The following is a 16,849-nucleotide window of genomic DNA, read 5'->3' as shown; positions in this document are numbered from 1 at the left end:
TCGGCGCTGTTTAGCCGGCGCTGTTTTAGTCGGTAACTGTCTCGCCGGCGTCGGGCCGGCTCTCCAGCGTGGACGCATCGGTATTCGCCCCGCAGACGATCACGGCCACGCGCTCCCCTTCGGCGGGTGTGTACGCCCCTGACGTGAGCGCAGCAAACGCCACCGCCGCGCCGTATTCGGCGGGGATCCGGTAATCGCTCCACAACCGTGACCGGGCGGCGACGATGGCGGCATCGTCCACCAGCACCGAGGTCGGAGGCACGCGCGCGGCGATGTCGAAGGCGATCTCACCCACCCGCCGGGCACCCAGGGAATCCACGGCGACTCCCGAAACGGCCACATCGACCGGGTGGCCGGCGTCGAGGGCCGCGTGCAGCGTGGGGATGTTGAAGGGTTCAACCGCGACCACACGCGCCCGGCCCTCGGCCGCTGCCGCCACTCCGGCATACAGTCCGCCGCCGCCGACGGCGACGACGATCGTGTCGATCCCGGGCTCGTCCTGGAGAATCTCCTCGGCGAGGGTGCCTGCGCCTGCCGCGATTTCGAGTTGGTCGTACGCGTGGCAGAACAGGGCGCCGCTTTCCTCCACGTACTGCGTTGCGGCCGCGAAAGCCTCCGCGTACTCGTCGCCGACCTGCCGGACCGTGGCGTTGTACGCGAGGAGTCGCTCGACCTTCACCCGCGGGGCGTTCTCCGGGACGAACACTGTCGCCGGAACGCCGAGTGCCGCCGCGGCGTAGGCGTTGGCCAGACCCGCGTTGCCGCCCGATGCCGCCACCACGCCGACGCCGGGATCAAGTTCACCGCGCTCCCGGGCGGCAAGTTGGCGGTTGAAGGCGCCGCGGGCCTTGAAGACGCCGGTGTGCTGCAGGAACTCGCATTTGAACCAGAGCGGAGCCGCAGCGGTACCTCCGCGGAGCAAAGGCGTGCGCCGCACGTAGCCGCTGATTCGGCTCTGTGCCTGAAGTACATCGCCGCGGTTGATCACGGGCGCCCCCTGGGATTGTGTTGCCTGGCTGGTTCGTAAGGATACCCCGGGACCGAAAAGGCCTTCCCGTCAATACAGCTGACGCTCCCCCACCACTGGTGAGGGAGCGTCGGACAAACGGACGGGGAGGCCTCAGCCGCCCATGATGGCCGAGCCAACAAACGGGTCGACGGCCAGGGCAATGAAGAGCAGCGTCAGGTAGCTGATTGAGCCGTGGAAAACCTTCATGGCTCCCTTGTTGGAGACGTCGCCCGCCTGGGCACGGTTGTACAAGGCGTGCGACTCGTACAGGAACCAGGCACCGGCCGCGACGGCGGTCACCGTGTAGACCCAGCCGGCGCCGCCGGCCGGGATCATCAGCAGCGAACACGCCACCATGGCCCACGCGTAGAGGACCACCTGCACCGAGACCACCTTTGCACCGGCGATGGCGCCGAGCATGGGCACATTGGCGTTCCGGTAGTCCTCGCCGTAACGCATCGACAGCGGCCAGTAGTGCGGCGGGGTCCAGAGGAAGATCACCATGAACAGCACGACGGCGGGCCACTCAACGGTGTTGGTGACGGCGGCCCAGGCGATCAGCACCGGGAAGCACCCGGCAGCGCCGCCCCAAACAATGTTCTGGGCCGTGCGTCGTTTGAGGATCATGGTGTAGATGACCACGTAGAAGACGATGGCGCCGAGTCCCAGCCACGCGGAGAGCGGGTTGGCCCCGAACCAGAGGATGGCAATCGCCGCCGCGCCGAGCAGCCAGGAGAAGACCAGTGCTTCGCGAGGCGTAACCTCACCGGTGACCAGCGGCCGGTTCTCCGTGCGGTGCATGAGCTTGTCGATGTCGCGGTCGATATAGCAATTGAAGGCGCCTGCTGAGCCAGCCGCGAATGCCCCTCCCACAAGCGTCGCCAGGATCAGGCCGATCGACGGGAAGCCGCGTTCGGCATAGATCATGGTGGGCAGCGTGCTGACGAGCAGGAGCTCGATGACGCGGGGTTTCGTGAGCGCCAGGTAGGCCTTGGCTTTGCGGCCGAAGCCCATTCTTCCCGAGGCCGGGGAGGCGTTCAGCGGCGTATTAGTTGTGCTCACGGTGGCAGTCACTCTGTTCTGTCTGGCTGTGGGTCTGTCTGGCTGTGCAGTTCTGTCTGGCTGGGCAGCCCCGGGTGGATTTCGCAATGCGCTTGGCTGCAGACCGGGCTCCGCGCTCGGCGCACGCCCGTGTCTTGCCCCAGTCGAAGGCCACCACCCATCATACCGTGGAGCTCCGGGCAACCGGGCCGCCGGGCAGGGTCCGTGATTCCGGCGTGTTAACGCCGGCTCACCGGCGCAACGGCGCACGGTGATTCATATAAGCGAAATCCGGTCCAATTGGTGAGATATACGCTGACCACAAAGTGGAATGGGACTAGGCTGTCTTTAGATCAGCGCACACGGGCACGCCTACAGGCAATTGCCGGAACAGGCGGCTCTGCATCTGCGTCTGAATGATAGATCAACGTTTCGATGGTGAACGGCTGGTACGAACCGCAGCGGGCACCGAACTGTGCCCGGGGCGGGAAAAGAGCGTACCGCTGGCCGTCAGCACAGAGAGGGGCCCGGTTTTCGTGCCACATTTGGAAGAGCAAGAACTGTCATGGACTACCTTGGACCAGCGTGCGGTGGACACGGTCCGGGTGCTGGCCGCGGATGCGGTGGAGAAGGTCGGAAACGGCCACCCCGGGACGGCAATGAGTCTGGCCCCGGCCGCGTACTTGTTGTTCCAGAAGCTGATGCGCCATGATCCGGCGAACCCGGACTGGCTGGGCCGTGACCGGTTCGTCCTGTCCCCGGGGCACACGTCCCTGACCCTCTACATCCAGCTGTTCCTCTCCGGCTACGGACTGCAGCTGAAGGACCTGGAGGCGCTGCGGACCTGGGGCTCGCTGACCCCGGGCCACCCGGAATACAAGCACACCAAGGGTGTGGAGATCACCACCGGCCCACTGGGCCAGGGCCTGGCGTCCGCGGTCGGGTTCGCGTTTTCCCAGCGCCGGATGCGCGGCCTGTTCGACGCCGACGCTCCCGCCGGCACGAGCCCGTTCGACCACACCATCTGGGTGATCGCCTCCGACGGCGACCTGCAGGAAGGCGTGACCTCCGAGGCGTCCTCACTCGCCGGACACCAGGAACTCGGCAACCTCGTGGTGATCTACGACGAGAACCACATCTCGATCGAGGACGACACCGATGTGGCGTTCACCGAGGACGTCCTGGCCCGCTACGCGGCCTACGGCTGGCACACCCAGCGGGTCGACTGGACCCGGACCGGCGAATACGTCGAAGACGTCCAGGAACTGCACGCCGCGCTGCTCGCCGCGAAGGCCGAAACCGGCAAGCCCTCCATCATCTCGCTGCGCACCATCATCGGGTACCCGGCGCCGAAGAAGCAGAACACCGGCAAGATCCACGGCTCGGCCCTGGGCGCGGAGGAAGTCGCGGCCCTGAAGAAGGTCCTGGGCTTCGACCCGGAACGCGCCTTCCAGGTCGACGAGGACGTCCTGGACCACGCCCGGTCCGTTCAGGAGCGCGGCGCTGCCGCCCGCACCGACTGGCAGGCCTCGTTCGAGGCGTGGCAGGCGGCCAACCCCGAGGCCGCAGCCCTGCTGGAACGCGTCGAGGCCAAGAAGCTCCCGGGCGAGTTCGAGGCCGCCCTGCCGGTCTTCGAAGCCGGCAAGGACGTCTCCACCCGGGCCGCGTCCGGGAAGGTCCTGAACGCGATCGGCCCGGTCATGCCCGAACTCTGGGGCGGCTCCGCGGACCTCGCGGAGTCGAACAACACCACGATCGAAGGCTCGCCCTCGTTCATCCCCACGTCCCGGTCCACCGCGGCGTGGAAGGGCAACCCCTACGGCCGGGTGCTGCACTTCGGCATCCGCGAGCACGCCGCCGCGTCGATCGTGAACGGCATCTCCCTGCACGGGCGGACCCGGGCGTTCTCCGGCACGTTCCTGATCTTCTCCGACTACCAGCGCCCCGCGATCCGGCTCGGCGCCCTCATGGGTGTGCCGTCGCTGTATGTCTGGACGCACGACTCGATCGGCCTGGGCGAGGACGGCCCCACGCACCAGCCCGTCGAGCAGCTCGCGTCCCTGCGCGCCATCCCGGGCCTGGACGTCGTCCGCCCGGGAGATGCGAACGAGGTCGCCGCGGCCTGGAAGGCCATGCTGGAAAACCACGAAAACCCGGCCGGGATCGTCCTGACCCGGCAGAACATCCCCACCTGGGACCGCGGCGCGGGCGCGGCCGACGGCGACACCTTCGGCTCCACCGCCGGCGTCGAAAAGGGCGGCTACGTACTGGCCGAGGCATCCAGCGACGGCAGCACCGTCGAAGCCCGGGTCATCCTGATCGGCACCGGCTCCGAGGTCCAGCTCGCCGTCAACGCCCGCGAAGCCCTGCAGGCCGAGGGCATCCCCACCCGCGTGGTGTCGATGCCCTGCGTGGAGTGGTTCAACAAGCAGGACGCCGCCTACCGCGACACCGTGCTGCCCCCTGCCGTGAAGGCACGCGTTTCGGTCGAAGCCGGACTGGCCCTGGGCTGGAAGGAATTCGTCGGCGACGCCGGCCGTTCTATCTCGTTGGAGCACTTCGGCGCGTCCGCCGACTACAAGCGCCTCTTCCAGGAATTCGGCATCACGGCAGAAGCAGTCGCCGCCGCCGCCAAGGAATCCCTGGCCGGCCTCACAAACTGATCCACCACCCGGTTCCGGGGGACCCTGTACCCCCGGAACCCATGATTTCCAGGAGTTATGACATGACTACCCCCACCCAGCAGCTCTCCGACGCCGGCGTCTCGATCTGGCTCGATGACCTCTCCCGCGGCCGCCTGCAGACCGGTACCCTGCGCAAGCTCATCGAAGAGAAGAACGTCGTTGGCGTCACCACCAACCCGTCTATCTTCCACGCCGCCATCACCGCCGGCCACGACTACGACGCCGTCATCGCCACCCAGGCCGCCGCCGGCGCCACCGTTGAAGAGACCGTCTTCGAAATCACCACCACCGACGTGGCCGACGCCTGCGACCTGTTCGCCCCCGTCGCCGCGGCTACCAAGGGTGTCGACGGCCGCGTCTCCATCGAGGTGGACCCCCGCCTGGCCTGGGACACCGCCGGCACCATCGCCGAGGCCAAGCACCTCTACAAGAAGGTCAACAAGGACAACGTCCTGATCAAGATCCCGGCAACCCTCGAAGGCCTCGAAGCCATCACGGCCACCCTGGCCGAGGGCATCAGCGTCAACGTGACCCTGATCTTCTCGCTGGAACGCTACCGCGCCGTGATCAACGCCTTCCAGTCCGGCCTCGAGCAGGCCAAGGACAACGGCCACGACCTGTCCAAGATCCACTCGGTCGCGTCCTTCTTCGTCTCCCGCGTCGATGCCGAAATCGACAAGCGACTTAACGCCATCGGCACCGACGAAGCCAAGGCACTCAAGGGCAAGGCCGGCCTGGCCAACGCCCGCTTGGCTTACCAGGTCTACGAAGAGCTCTTCTCCACCGAACGCTGGGCCCTCCTGGCCGGGGCCGGCGCCCTGCCGCAGCGCCCGCTCTGGGCCTCCACCGGTGTGAAGGACCCGGCCTACCCGGACACCCTGTACGTCACGGAACTCGTCGCCCCCGGCGTGGTGAACACCATGCCGGAGAAGACCCTCGACGCCACGTTCGACCACGGCACCGTCACGGGCGACACCGTCACCCGCGGCTACGACGACGCCAACGCCACACTGAACTCCCTCGACGCACTGGGGATTTCCTACAACGAGGTCGTCGCACTGCTCGAATCCGAAGGCCTGGACAAGTTCGTGGCCAGCTGGAAGGAACTGCTGGGTGACGTCGAAGGCGCCCTGGCCTCTGCACGGAAGGCTTCCTAACCCACCATGAGCACACTCAGCTACGACGCCACCGGCGCAGCCCGCCAGGCACATGAGCAGCACCTTCCGGCACTGCTGGAGGACCGCATTGCTACCCGGATCTTCGCGAAGGACCACACCCTCTGGGGTCCGGACGCAGAGCAGGAATCAGCTGTCCGGCTGGGCTGGGTCGAGGCGGCTACCGTCTCCCAGCCGCTGGTCGGCGACATTCTTGAACTTCGCGATGCGCTGAAGGCCGAGGGCGTTACGCGGATCGTCCTCTGCGGCATGGGCGGCTCCTCGCTGGCGCCTGAAGTCATCGCAGGCACCGCTGGCGTCGAGCTGACTGTTCTTGACAGCACCGACCCCGAGCAGGTCAGTGCCGCATTGGCGGACCGTCTGGCCGAAACGGCCATCGTCGTTTCCTCCAAGTCCGGCTCCACCGTGGAGACCGATTCCCAGCGCCGGATCTTCGAGCAGGCCTTCACCGATGCCGGCATCGACGCGAAGACCCGCATCATCATCGTCACAGACCCGGGTTCGCCGCTGGACAAAGCCTCACGGGAGGCCGGCTACCGCGCCGTCTTCAACGCCGACCCCAACGTCGGCGGCCGTTTCTCGGCCCTGACCGCCTTCGGCCTGGTCCCCTGCGGGCTGGCCGGCGTGGACATCCAGGCTTTCCTGGACGAAGCGGAAGAAGCAGCCGAGATCCTCAATGAGGACTCGGAGGACAACATCGGCCTCGCCCTCGGCACCGCCCTGGGCGGCACCAACCCGCTGCGCAACAAGATCGTCATCGCGGAGGACGGTTCCGGGATCGTGGGCTTCGCCGACTGGGCCGAACAGCTCATCGCCGAATCCACCGGCAAGCTCGGCACCGGCGTCCTGCCGGTCGTCGCGGGTCCTGCCTCCCCGGAAGCTACCCTTGGCGCTGCCGATGTCCTCGTCGTCCGGCTCGTCGCGGCTGACGCCGACGTGCAACTCGGTGAGAACGAGGTCGCCATTGCCGGCGGACTGGCCACTCAGATGATGGTGTGGGAGTTCGCCACCGCCGTGGCCGGCCGCCTGCTGGGCATCAACCCCTTCGACCAGCCCGACGTCGAGGCGGCCAAGATCGCCGCACGCGGCCTGCTGGACGCCCAGCCGGAGCCGACGCCGGCGAACTTCACCGACGGCGCCATCGAGGTCCGCGGCGGGCAATGGCTCGGCGACGCCAGCACGGCTGCAGAGGCCGTCAGCGCCCTGCTCGCCGAACTCGGCCCGGACAGCTACCTGAGCGTCCAGGCCTATTTCGACCGGCTCGCCTACGACAGCCTCGAAGGTGTCCGGGACGAACTGGCCGCTGTCAGCGGGCGCCCTGTCACGTTCGGCTGGGGCCCGCGGTTCCTGCACTCCACGGGCCAGTTCCACAAGGGCGGACCCGCGATCGGCGTCTTCCTGCAGGTCACGGCCGCTTCCGCGACGGACCTCGCCATCCCGGACCGGCCGTTTACGTTCGGCGAGCTGATCTCGGCGCAGGCCGCAGGGGATGCCCAGGTCCTGTCCGAGCACGGCCGTCCGGTCCTCCGCCTGCACCTGACTGACCGCGCCGCGGGTGTGAAGCAGCTCCAGGAGCTCGTCACGTCCCTTGCCGGCCAGGCAGCATCCTCCACTGAAAGCTAAGGCACCCACGCAACCATGCCAGAAACCTACAACGGCGGCAGGAACACGGCCGGCCGGCGGCGCAATCCGCTGCGGGACCCCCGTGACCGCCGTCTGAACCGAATTGCCGGGCCGTCATCGCTGGTCCTGTTCGGCGTGACCGGGGATCTCGCCCGCAAGAAGCTCATGCCGGCCGTGTATGACCTCGCCAACCGGGGGCTGCTGCCACCGAGCTTCGCTCTGGTGGGCTTTGCCCGCCGGGAGTGGGCGAACGAGGACTTCGCGGCGGAGGTCAAGGAGTCGGTCAAGGCCTACGCCCGGACCCCGTTCGATGAAACGGTCTGGAAGCAGCTCTCCGAGGGCATCCGCTTCGTGCAGGGCGAGTTCGACGACGACGAGGCGTTCAAGCGGCTCAGCGAAACGATCGATGAGCTCGACGAGCAGCGCGGGACGCGGGGCAACCACGCGTTCTACCTCTCGATCCCGCCGAAGGCCTTCGAGCAGGTCTGCCGCCAGCTCTCCAAGCACGGCCTGGCCCAGGCCGCGGGCGACAACTGGCGCCGCGTGGTGATCGAAAAGCCGTTCGGGCATGACCTCGAATCGGCCCGCCAGCTCAACGACATCGTCGAGTCGGTGTTCCCGCCGGACGCGGTCTTCCGGATCGATCACTACCTGGGCAAAGAGACGGTGCAGAACATCCTGGCGCTGCGCTTCGCCAACCAGCTCTTCGAGCCGCTCTGGAACGCCAACTATGTTGACCACGTCCAGATCACCATGGCCGAGGACATCGGCACCGGCGGCCGGGCTGGATACTACGACGGCGTGGGCGCGGCCCGCGACGTGATCCAGAACCACCTGCTGCAGCTGCTGGCCCTGACGGCCATGGAAGAGCCGATCTCCTTCAACGCCGATGACCTTCGTGCCGAGAAGGAGAAGGTGCTCGCCGCCGTCCGGCTCCCCGAGGACCTCTCCACCCACTCCGCCCGCGGACAGTTCACGGGCGGCTGGCAGGGCGGCGAGGAGGTGCTGGGCTACCTGGAGGAGGAGGGCATCCCGGCCGATTCGAAGACCGAGACGTTCGCCGCGATCCGGGTGGACATCAACACCCGGCGCTGGTCCGGGGCGCCGTTCTACCTGCGCGCCGGCAAGCGGCTAGGCCGCCGGGTGACGGAGATCGCCGTCGTGTTCAAGCGGGCGCCGAACCTGCTGTTCACCGACCACGGCGAGGACGATTTCGGCCAGAACGCGGTGGTCATCCGGGTCCAGCCGGACGAGGGCGCAACGATCCGTTTCGGGTCCAAAGTCCCGGGCACCCAGATGGAAGTCCGCGACGTCACCATGGACTTCGGCTACGGCCACTCCTTCACCGAGTCCAGCCCGGAGGCCTACGAACGCCTCATCCTGGACGTGCTGCTGGGCGAACCGCCGCTGTTCCCCCGGCACGCCGAAGTCGAACTGTCCTGGAAGATCCTGGACCCCTTCGAGGAGTACTGGGCCGGCCTTGACGAACAGCCCCAGCCCTACGCTCCCGGCAGCTGGGGCCCCGCCTCGGCCGACGAGCTCCTTGCCCGCGACGGACGAACCTGGAGAAGGCCATGATTGTAGATCTTCCCGACACCACCACTTCCAAGATTTCCAAGAAGATCATGGCCCTGCGCGAGCAGGGCGGCGTGATCGCCCTGGGCCGGGTGCTGACCCTTGTGGTCGTCACCCGCTCGGGGCTCGAGGAGGAGGCCATCGAGGCCGCCAATGAGGCCAGCCGGGAACACCCGTGCCGGATCATCGTCCTGGCCGACGCCGGGGCCTCGGCCCCGACCCGGCTGGACGCCCAGATCCGCGTCGGCGGCGACGCCGGAGCCTCCGAGGTCATCCTGCTGCGCGGCTACGGCGAACTCGCCGAGGAAAGCGAATCCCTCGTCGCGGCGCTGCTGCTCCCGGACGCGCCCATTGTGGCCTGGTGGCCGCACGGCGCGCCCCGGAACGCGTGCCAGACCTCGATCGGGGGGATCGCGCACCGCCGGATCACCGACTCGGCCAATGAAGCGGATCCCGTCGCGGCGCTGGAAAACATCCGCCGCACCTACAAGGCCGGCGACACTGACCTCGCCTGGACCCGCCTGACTAACTGGCGCATCCAGCTGGCCGCGGTCCTGGACCAGGTGGACGACTCGCCGGTGACGGCCGTCGCCGTCGAGGGCGCCTCGGACTCCCCCAGCACCGTGCTGCTCGCGGCCTGGCTCACCCTCGCCCTGGATGTTCCGGTCACGATCGTGGCCGATCCGGCAGGCACCGGCATCCGCCGTGTCCGGCTGACCCGGCCCGGCGGCGACATCCAGCTCTTCCGGCCCGGACTCACCATTGCGGAGCTGACCCAGCCCGGCCAGCCCGCGCAGCGGATCTCACTGCCGCGACGCAGCCTCAAGGACTGCCTGGCCGAAGAACTGCGCCGCCTGGATCCGGACGAAGTCTTCGGCGAAGTGATTACTATGGGACTGCCACGTACCAACCTAAGGAGTGTCCGTCCCAGTGAGCGCTGACCCGAGAGTAAGCATCCATCCTGACTCGACTGTCCTGATGGCTGCGATCGCAGCCCGCCTGATCACCAAGCTCGTGGATATCCAGGACCGGCACGGCGAGGCCACGGTGGTGCTTACCGGGGGCACAATGGGCATCGGCTCGCTCAAGGCCGTGGCTGAATCACCGGCGAGGCCGGCCGTCGACTGGTCCAAGGTGAACTTCTGGTGGGGTGACGAGCGCTTCGTGGCGGCCGACGACGCCGAACGCAACGCCCGCCAGGCCCAGGAAGCCCTCCTGTCCCATATCAGTGTTGATCCGGCGCGCGTCCATGTGCCCGGTTCCACCGACGACTTCGACAGCCCGGACGAAGCTGCGGCGGACTATGCGCGCCGCCTCGCTGAGGCTGCAGCCGCCGAGCACTCCGCGGACATGTCCGACGACAGACCGGAACATCCGGCCCGGCTCCCGCGCCTGGATATCGTCCTTCTCGGCGTCGGGCCGGACGCCCACGTCGCGTCGCTCTTCCCTGAGCAGGCCGGCATCCGGGAGAAGGAACTGACTGTCGTCGGCGTCCTCAACTCCCCCAAGCCGCCGCCGGCCCGGGTATCGCTGACGTTGCCGGCGATCAACACGGCATCAGAGGTGTGGATGGTGGTGGCCGGCGACGACAAGGCCGGCGCCGTGGGACTGGCCCTCGCTGGCGCCAACCCCGTGCAGGTTCCCGCGGCGGGGCCGCGCGGCCGCCGGGAAACCCTGTGGCTGATTGACGAAGACGCGGCCTCACGGGTCCCGGAGCAGCTCGTCCGGAAGGGCCCGTCCTGAGCGTAGCCGTTCCAGCGCTCCGGCCAGCACGTCTTCGGCGTCCTGGCTGGAGCGCCGCTCTTTAACGTATTCCAGGTGGGTCTTGAAGCCCTCCGTTGGCGCTTCCTCCAGGGCAAACTTTGTTTCGTCGCGGGTTGCGGTCCCGCCGCAGCGCCGGCAGTCCCAAACTCCGGGGATCTGCTCCTCCGGCAGTTGCGCGAACACGAGTGCGGTTTCATGGCCCTTGGCGCACCGGAAGGAGACACGAATACGGGGCTGGCGTACGCCGGCCCCGTTCAGTGGCTCATGGCGGGGAGATGCCCCCTCGGTGGCGCCCACACGGATTCCCTTGAATCCGGAAGCAGAATGCAGCATCGGGAACTCCTGGCTACTTAGCTGGTGGAAGCGTGCTAGACGACAGCCACAGTGTAGTTGGGGAGTTCCCGATGCCGGGAGGGCCTTAAGGACCCCTTATGAAGTTTTCGGACGAACGACCTAGGAGTCGGCGCCCGTGCTGAACCGCATGAGCAGGCCGAGTGCGATGATCACAACGCCCCAGGTGATGCCCAGGATGACCGTGAACCGGTTGAGGTTCCGTTCGGCGACGCCGGATGAGCTCAGACCCGAACTCATGCCGCCACCGAACATGTCGGACAGGCCGCCTCCGCGTCCCTTATGGAGCAGGATGAGCAACGTCAGCAGGAGGCTGGTGATGCCCAGGAGGACCTGCAGAATGACATGAAGAACGTCCACGACGGCCTTTCAGAAGGATTGGATTACGGGGGTCAGGCTGTGTCCGGACTAATCCGTCAACAGGTGACTCTCGAACCTGACAATATTAGCAAACTCCGCAGCGTCCAGGCTGGCACCGCCGACCAGCAAGCCGTCGACGTCGCGTTCCTTCAGGATCGAGGCCGCATTGTTGGCCTTGACCGAGCCGCCGTAGAGCAGGCGGGTCTTGGCGGCGACGTCGGCTCCGAAGAGGGTGGACAGTTCGGCACGGATGGCTGCGCACATTTCCTGCGCGTCCTCCGGGCCGGCAACTTCGCCGGTGCCGATGGCCCAGACGGGCTCGTAGGCGACAACGAGCTCGGCAGCCTGCTCCGGGGTGAGGCCTTCGACGCCGGCGCGCAGCTGGGCGAGCGTGTGGTCCACGTGGGTGCCGGCCTGGCGGATCTCGAGGCCTTCGCCGACGCACAGGACGGGGGTGATCCCGTGCCGGAAGGCGGCCTTGGTCTTGGCGTTGAGCACGGTGTCGGACTCGTTGTGGATGGTGCGGCGTTCACTGTGGCCGACCAGTGCGTAACTGCAGCCGAGCTTGGCCAGGAACTGCCCGGAGATATCGCCCGTGTAGGCGCCGGAGTCGAACTGGGAGAGGTCCTGGCCGCCATAGACCACTGCGAGCTCGTCACCCTGGACAAGAGTCTGGACGCCGCGGAGATCCGTGAACGGCGGGAAGACGGCGACCTCCACCCGGCTGTAGTCGTGCTTGGCGTCGGACAGGGTCCACGCGAGCTTCTGCAAGAGGGTGATGCCCTGGACGTGGTCCATGTTCATCTTCCAGTTGCCGGCGATGAAGGGCTTGCGGTCGAATTTGCCGTTGGTTGACGTGGTCACATGATCTCCAAGAGTGCTTGTGGTATGAGAGCAGCCGGCAGGGTGCCGGTTCCTTGCGGAAGGCACCCTGCCGGCTCGATGGCCTGGCGGCCGCTGCTTCTAACGGTCAGTGCTTCTAACGGTCGAGGACCCTCAGGCCGGGGAGTTCCTTGCCTTCAAGGTACTCCAGGCTTGCGCCGCCGCCGGTGGAAATGTGGCCGAACTGGTCATCCGAGAAGCCGAGGGTCCGGACCGCTGCCGCGGAGTCGCCGCCGCCAACCACCGTGAACCCGTCCGTCTCCGTCAGCGCCTGGGCGATGGCCCGGGTACCGCCGGAGAAGGCCGCGAATTCGAACACGCCCATGGGACCGTTCCAGAACACCGTCTTCGCACCCTTGATCCGTTCCGCGAAAGCCGCTGCCGATACCGGCCCGATGTCCAGCCCGATGCCTTGGGCTCCGAAGCTGCTCGACTCGATGGCGTCGGCAGCGACGGTCTCGTGCTCGGCATCTGCGGCGAACTTGCCCGCCACCACAACATCGGTGGGCACGACGAACTCGGTACCGGCGTCCGCGGCCCGTTTCAGGTAGTCCTGGACGACCGGGATCTGGTCCTCTTCGAGCAGGCTGCCCGCGACCTTGTGGCCCGCGGCGGCGAGGAAGGTAAACAGCATGCCGCCGCCCACCAGGATCGTGTCCGCCTTGCCGAGGAGGTTGTCGATGACAGCGAGCTTGTCGGAGACTTTGGAGCCGCCGAGGACAACGACGTAGGGCCGCTGGGTGTCGGTGGTGAGCTTGCGCAGCACCTCGACCTCGGTGCGGACGAGGTCGCCCTGGTAGGACGGCAGCCGGGTGGCGACGTCGTACACGCTGGCGTGCTTGCGGTGCACGGCACCGAAGGCATCATCGACGAAGGCGCCGTTGTCTCCGGTCAGGGCGACGAGCTCGTCCGCGAAGGCGCCGCGTTCGGCGTCGGCCTTGGAGGTCTCGCGCGCGTCGAAGCGCACATTCTCCAGGACCAGCACTTCGCCGTCCTGCAGCGCTGCGGACAGCTCCTTGGCCGACTCCCCGACCGTGTCGGCGGCAAGTTTGACCTTGAACCCGGCAAGCTCTGCCAGCCGCGTGGCTGCGGGCTTGAGTGAGTACTTCTCCTCCGGGGCGCCCTTGGGGCGGCCCAGGTGGGCTGTGACCAGCACGCGGGCACCGGCGTCCGTGAGCTTCGCCAGCACTGGCAGGGAGGCCTTGATGCGGCCGTCGTCAGTCACTGTAGAGCCGTCGAGCGGCACGTTCAGGTCACTTCTGACCAGAACGTACCGCCCGCGGACACCATCAGCGATCAGTTCGTTGAGGGTGTGGAATGTCATGAGTCTTACCCTAGCCCAGCTTGGCCGCGACAAGCTCCGTCAGGTCCACGAGGCGGTTGGAGTAGCCCCATTCATTGTCATACCAGGACACAACCTTGACCTGGTTGCCGATCACCTTGGTGAGGCCGGAATCGAAGATGGACGACGCCGGGTCGCCGACGATGTCCGAGGACACGATCGGCTCGTCCGTGTAGGTCAGCAGGCCCCGGAGCTCGTCGCTCTCGGATGCTGCCTTGAGGGCGGCGTTGACTTCAGCGACGGTGGTCTCGCGAGAGACCGTGACGGTCAGGTCCGTGGCGGAGCCGGTGGGGACGGGCACGCGGATGGCGTAGCCGTCGAGCTTGCCCTTGAGCTCCGGCAGGACCAGGCCGATTGCCTTGGCGGCACCCGTGGAGGTGGGCACCATGTTGATGGCGGCGGCGCGGGCGCGGCGGAGGTCCTTGTGCGGGCCGTCCTGCAGGTTCTGGTCGGCGGTATAGGCGTGGATGGTGGTCATCAGGCCACGCTCGATGCCGAAGGCGTCGTTGATGACCTTGGCCAGCGGGCCGAGGCAGTTGGTGGTGCAGGAGGCGTTGGAGATGATGTGGTGTGTGGCGCTGTCGTACAGGCCGTCGTTGACGCCCATCACGATCGTGATGTCCTCGTCCGACGCGGGGGCAGAGATCAGGACCTTCTTGGCACCGGCGTCGATGTGCTTCTGCGCATCGGCGGCCTTCGTGAAGAAGCCGGTGGACTCGATGACGATGTCGACGCCGAGCTCGCCCCAGGGCAGCTTGGCGGGATCGCGCTCGGCGAGGACCTTGATGATGTTGCCGTCGACGACGATGTTGCCGTCCTTGACCTCAATGGTTTCGGCCAGGCGGCCGCCCACGGAGTCGTACTTGAGGAGGTGAGCGAGGGCTTCCGGGCTGGTGAGGTCGTTGACCGCAACGATCTCAAGGTCTGCGCCCTGTGCGAGGGCGGCGCGGAAGTAGTTGCGGCCGATACGGCCAAAGCCGTTGATGCCAATACGGGTCGTCACGTTTTCAGTCTCCTTGGTGCTCTTGCGAGCACGACTAGTTGAGAAGGCGTTCAAGCCAACTAACAGATCCCGCACGCCATTGGGCAGAGATAATTACCAGATCGGAGGGCGACCAGCCACATTGCTGAAGGCTAACCGCCTTCCGTGATCCATCTTACGTTTAACCGGGACTGCCCCCGCAAGTGCAGGGGCAGTCCGTCCACATTTCGGGCCTAAGGGGCCCGTAATGTGAGGTTTGTTACAAACGGGAGTCGAGCCCGTCACCCCTTAGAGGGTGATGAGACCCGTCGCGTTCTTGCGTGCCGCGTCGAAGCGCTTGGCGACGTCGGCCCAGTTGACGATGTTCCAGAAGGCCTTGACGTAGTCGGCCTTGACGTTGACGTAGTCCAGGTAGAAGGCGTGCTCCCACATGTCCAGCATGAGCAGCGGGGTGGTGCCGAGTGCGACGTTACCCTGCTGATCGTAGAGCTGCTCGATGACCAGATTGCCGCCGATGGGCTCGTACGCCAGGAAGCCCCAGCCGGAGCCCTGCAGGCCCAGCGCCGCCGCGCTGAACTGGGCACGGAACGCGTCGAACGAGCCGAAGGCGTCGTCGATTGCCGCGGCGAGCTCGCCCTCGGGTTTGTCGCCACCGTCCGGGGAGAGGTTCTTCCAGAAGACGGAGTGGTTGATGTGGCCGCCGGTGTGGAACGCGAGGTCCTTGGAGAGGCGGTTGATGTTGGCGAAGTCACCCTTTTCGCGCGCATCGGCCAGCTGGGCGAGGGCGTTGTTGGCGCCGGTCACATAGGCGGCGTGGTGCTTGCTGTGGTGCAGCTCCATGATCTTCGCGGAGATGTGCGGTTCCAGCGCTGCGTAGTCATAGTCGAGCTCTGGCAGTACGTACTCGGTCACAAAATCCTCCAATGTCGTGGACGGGTTGTCCGGTTCGGTAACTCTCGGATTGTCCATCCGGATGCGAGGCATCCGGAAGATTGCGGTGGGATCCAACGGCAACAACCCGCCGCGGCTCCCGGGTATTTCCATTCCCGGTATTTTCCTGCTGTTGATTCTAGGGTCGGGCTAGTCGTCGAGCATTTCCGGCGTCACATTGGCCTCCGTGCCGGGGATGCCGAGGTCCTGGGCGCGCTTGTCCGCCATGGCCAGGAGCCGGCGGATCCGGCCGGCGATGGCGTCCTTGGTCATGACGGGGTCGGCGAGGCGGCCAAGTTCGTCCAGGCTGGCCTGCTTGTGAGCGACCCGCAGCTCACCGGCGTACTTGAGGTGGTCCGGGACGTCGTCGCCCAGGATTTCCAGGGCTCGGTCCACACGGGCACCGGCGGCGACGGCGGCCTGGGCGGAGCGGCGAAGATTGGCGTCGTCGAAGTTGGCGAGCCGGTTGGCCGTGGCGCGGACTTCCTTGCGCATGCGGCGTTCCTCCCAGACCATGAGCGCGTCGTGGGCGCCCATGCGGGTCAGCAGTGCGGCGATCGTGTCGCCGTCGCGGATCACCACGCGGTCCACTCCCCTGACCTCGCGGGCCTTGGCCTGGATGCCGAGGCGGCGGGCAGCGCCGACGAGGGCCAGGGCGGATTCAGGTCCGGGGCACGTGACTTCCATGGCCGAGGAGCGGCCGGGCTCGGTGAGCGAGCCGTGCGCCAGGAAGGCGCCGCGCCAGACAGCCTCGGCGTCCGCAGCGGAGCCGTTCACCACTACTGACGGTAGGCCGCGCACGGGGCGCCCGCGGGCGTCCAGGAGTCCGGTCTGCCGGGCCAGGGCCTCACCGTCGCGCACAACGCGCACCACGTAACGGCTGCCGCGGCGCAAGCCGCCGCCCGAGACGACGATAATCTCGCTCTGGTGGCCATACACCTCGGCGATCGCGGCGCGCAGCCGCCGGGCGGTCGAGGCGAGGTCGACTTCGGCCTCGATCACAATCCGGCCCGAGATGATGTGCAGCCCGCCGGCGAAGCGGAGCATGGCCGAAACCTCGGCCTTGCGGACCGAGGACTTCTTAATATCCAGACGGGAAAGTTCTTCCTTGACTGATGCTGTCAGTGCCAT

The 16,849-nt window shown here is 67.0% G+C and carries 15 protein-coding genes; 6 read left to right on the top strand and 9 right to left on the bottom strand.

Going from position 1 to position 16,849, the window contains the following annotated elements:
- Positions 1 to 25: 25 nt before the first annotated feature.
- Positions 26 to 988, bottom strand: a complete 963-nt coding sequence (locus BLS42_RS05590) for a threonine/serine dehydratase (RefSeq protein WP_090577763.1) — start codon at positions 986 to 988, stop codon at positions 26 to 28.
- 132 nt (positions 989 to 1,120) lie between these two features.
- Positions 1,121 to 2,083, bottom strand: a complete 963-nt coding sequence (locus BLS42_RS05585; protein ID WP_090577760.1) for a heme o synthase — start codon at positions 2,081 to 2,083, stop codon at positions 1,121 to 1,123.
- A gap of 512 nt (positions 2,084 to 2,595) precedes the next feature.
- Between BLS42_RS05585 and tkt the strand changes: the two genes are divergently transcribed.
- The 6 genes from tkt (at position 2,596) to pgl (ending at position 10,850) form a co-directional block, all read left to right on the top strand.
- Positions 2,596 to 4,713, top strand: a complete 2,118-nt coding sequence (gene tkt / locus BLS42_RS05580; protein WP_090577758.1) for a transketolase — start codon at positions 2,596 to 2,598, stop codon at positions 4,711 to 4,713.
- Positions 4,714 to 4,775: 62 nt separating this feature from the next.
- Complete coding sequence (gene tal / locus BLS42_RS05575; protein WP_090577756.1) at positions 4,776 to 5,891, top strand: transaldolase; 1,116 nt, start codon at positions 4,776 to 4,778, stop codon at positions 5,889 to 5,891.
- A 6-nt stretch (positions 5,892 to 5,897) separates the two neighbouring features.
- Positions 5,898 to 7,532 (top strand): glucose-6-phosphate isomerase, encoded by a 1,635-nt coding sequence (locus tag BLS42_RS05570; RefSeq protein ID WP_090577754.1) that lies wholly within the window; start codon positions 5,898 to 5,900, stop codon positions 7,530 to 7,532.
- A gap of 15 nt (positions 7,533 to 7,547) precedes the next feature.
- Positions 7,548 to 9,110 carry a glucose-6-phosphate dehydrogenase gene (zwf, locus tag BLS42_RS05565; protein ID WP_090577752.1) on the top strand — a complete coding sequence of 521 codons (1,563 nt, stop codon included), beginning with the start codon at positions 7,548 to 7,550 and terminating at the stop codon, positions 9,108 to 9,110.
- A complete protein-coding gene (locus BLS42_RS05560) occupies positions 9,107 to 10,048 on the top strand; it encodes a glucose-6-phosphate dehydrogenase assembly protein OpcA (protein ID WP_018772991.1) in 942 nt (313 codons plus the stop codon). The genes zwf and BLS42_RS05560 overlap by 4 nt, the downstream gene beginning before the upstream one ends.
- Positions 10,038 to 10,850, top strand: a complete 813-nt coding sequence (gene pgl / locus BLS42_RS05555; protein WP_090577751.1) for a 6-phosphogluconolactonase — start codon at positions 10,038 to 10,040, stop codon at positions 10,848 to 10,850. The genes BLS42_RS05560 and pgl overlap by 11 nt, the downstream gene beginning before the upstream one ends.
- On the opposite strand, the gene BLS42_RS05550 is transcribed toward pgl, so the two are convergent.
- The 7 genes from BLS42_RS05550 to whiA all read right to left on the bottom strand — a co-directional run bounded on the left by BLS42_RS05550 (position 10,809) and on the right by whiA (position 16,849).
- Positions 10,809 to 11,204, bottom strand: coding sequence for an RNA polymerase-binding protein RbpA (locus BLS42_RS05550; RefSeq protein WP_090577749.1), 396 nt, complete (start codon positions 11,202 to 11,204; stop codon positions 10,809 to 10,811). The two genes, pgl and BLS42_RS05550, sit on opposite strands and share 42 nt — an antisense overlap.
- Before the next feature lie 120 nt (positions 11,205 to 11,324).
- Positions 11,325 to 11,582 (bottom strand): preprotein translocase subunit SecG, encoded by a 258-nt coding sequence (gene secG, locus BLS42_RS05545; protein WP_018772994.1) that lies wholly within the window; start codon positions 11,580 to 11,582, stop codon positions 11,325 to 11,327.
- Positions 11,583 to 11,630: 48 nt separating this feature from the next.
- Positions 11,631 to 12,446: a triose-phosphate isomerase gene (tpiA, locus tag BLS42_RS05540; RefSeq protein ID WP_090577747.1), complete on the bottom strand. Its 816-nt coding sequence runs from the start codon at positions 12,444 to 12,446 to the stop codon at positions 11,631 to 11,633.
- Positions 12,447 to 12,561: 115 nt separating this feature from the next.
- Positions 12,562 to 13,788: a phosphoglycerate kinase gene (gene pgk, locus BLS42_RS05535; protein WP_090577745.1), complete on the bottom strand. Its 1,227-nt coding sequence runs from the start codon at positions 13,786 to 13,788 to the stop codon at positions 12,562 to 12,564.
- A gap of 10 nt (positions 13,789 to 13,798) precedes the next feature.
- Positions 13,799 to 14,809 carry a type I glyceraldehyde-3-phosphate dehydrogenase gene (gap, locus tag BLS42_RS05530; protein ID WP_090577743.1) on the bottom strand — a complete coding sequence of 337 codons (1,011 nt, stop codon included), beginning with the start codon at positions 14,807 to 14,809 and terminating at the stop codon, positions 13,799 to 13,801.
- Between the two features lie 267 nt (positions 14,810 to 15,076).
- Positions 15,077 to 15,700 (bottom strand): superoxide dismutase, encoded by a 624-nt coding sequence (locus BLS42_RS05525; protein WP_090577977.1) that lies wholly within the window; start codon positions 15,698 to 15,700, stop codon positions 15,077 to 15,079.
- A 168-nt stretch (positions 15,701 to 15,868) separates the two neighbouring features.
- Entirely contained in the window at positions 15,869 to 16,849 is a 981-nt protein-coding gene (gene whiA / locus BLS42_RS05520) for a DNA-binding protein WhiA (protein ID WP_090577741.1), read from the bottom strand.

It is taken from the genome of Arthrobacter sp. ov407 (genome assembly GCF_900102895.1).
GTDB lineage: Bacteria > Actinomycetota > Actinomycetes > Actinomycetales > Micrococcaceae > Arthrobacter.
This window is presented reverse-complemented; position numbering and strand designations above follow the sequence as displayed.

Coding starts and splice junctions, on each gene's coding strand:
- BLS42_RS05570 (WP_090577754.1), top strand. CDS start 5,898: ATGAGCACACTCAGCTACGACGCCACCGGCGCAGCCCGCCAGGCACAT.
- zwf (WP_090577752.1), top strand. CDS start 7,548: ATGCCAGAAACCTACAACGGCGGCAGGAACACGGCCGGCCGGCGGCGC.
- BLS42_RS05560 (WP_018772991.1), top strand. CDS start 9,107: ATGATTGTAGATCTTCCCGACACCACCACTTCCAAGATTTCCAAGAAG.
- BLS42_RS05550 (WP_090577749.1), bottom strand. CDS start 11,204: ATGCTGCATTCTGCTTCCGGATTCAAGGGAATCCGTGTGGGCGCCACC.
- tal (WP_090577756.1), top strand. CDS start 4,776: ATGACTACCCCCACCCAGCAGCTCTCCGACGCCGGCGTCTCGATCTGG.
- pgk (WP_090577745.1), bottom strand. CDS start 13,788: ATGACATTCCACACCCTCAACGAACTGATCGCTGATGGTGTCCGCGGG.
- whiA (WP_090577741.1), bottom strand. CDS start 16,849: ATGGCACTGACAGCATCAGTCAAGGAAGAACTTTCCCGTCTGGATATT.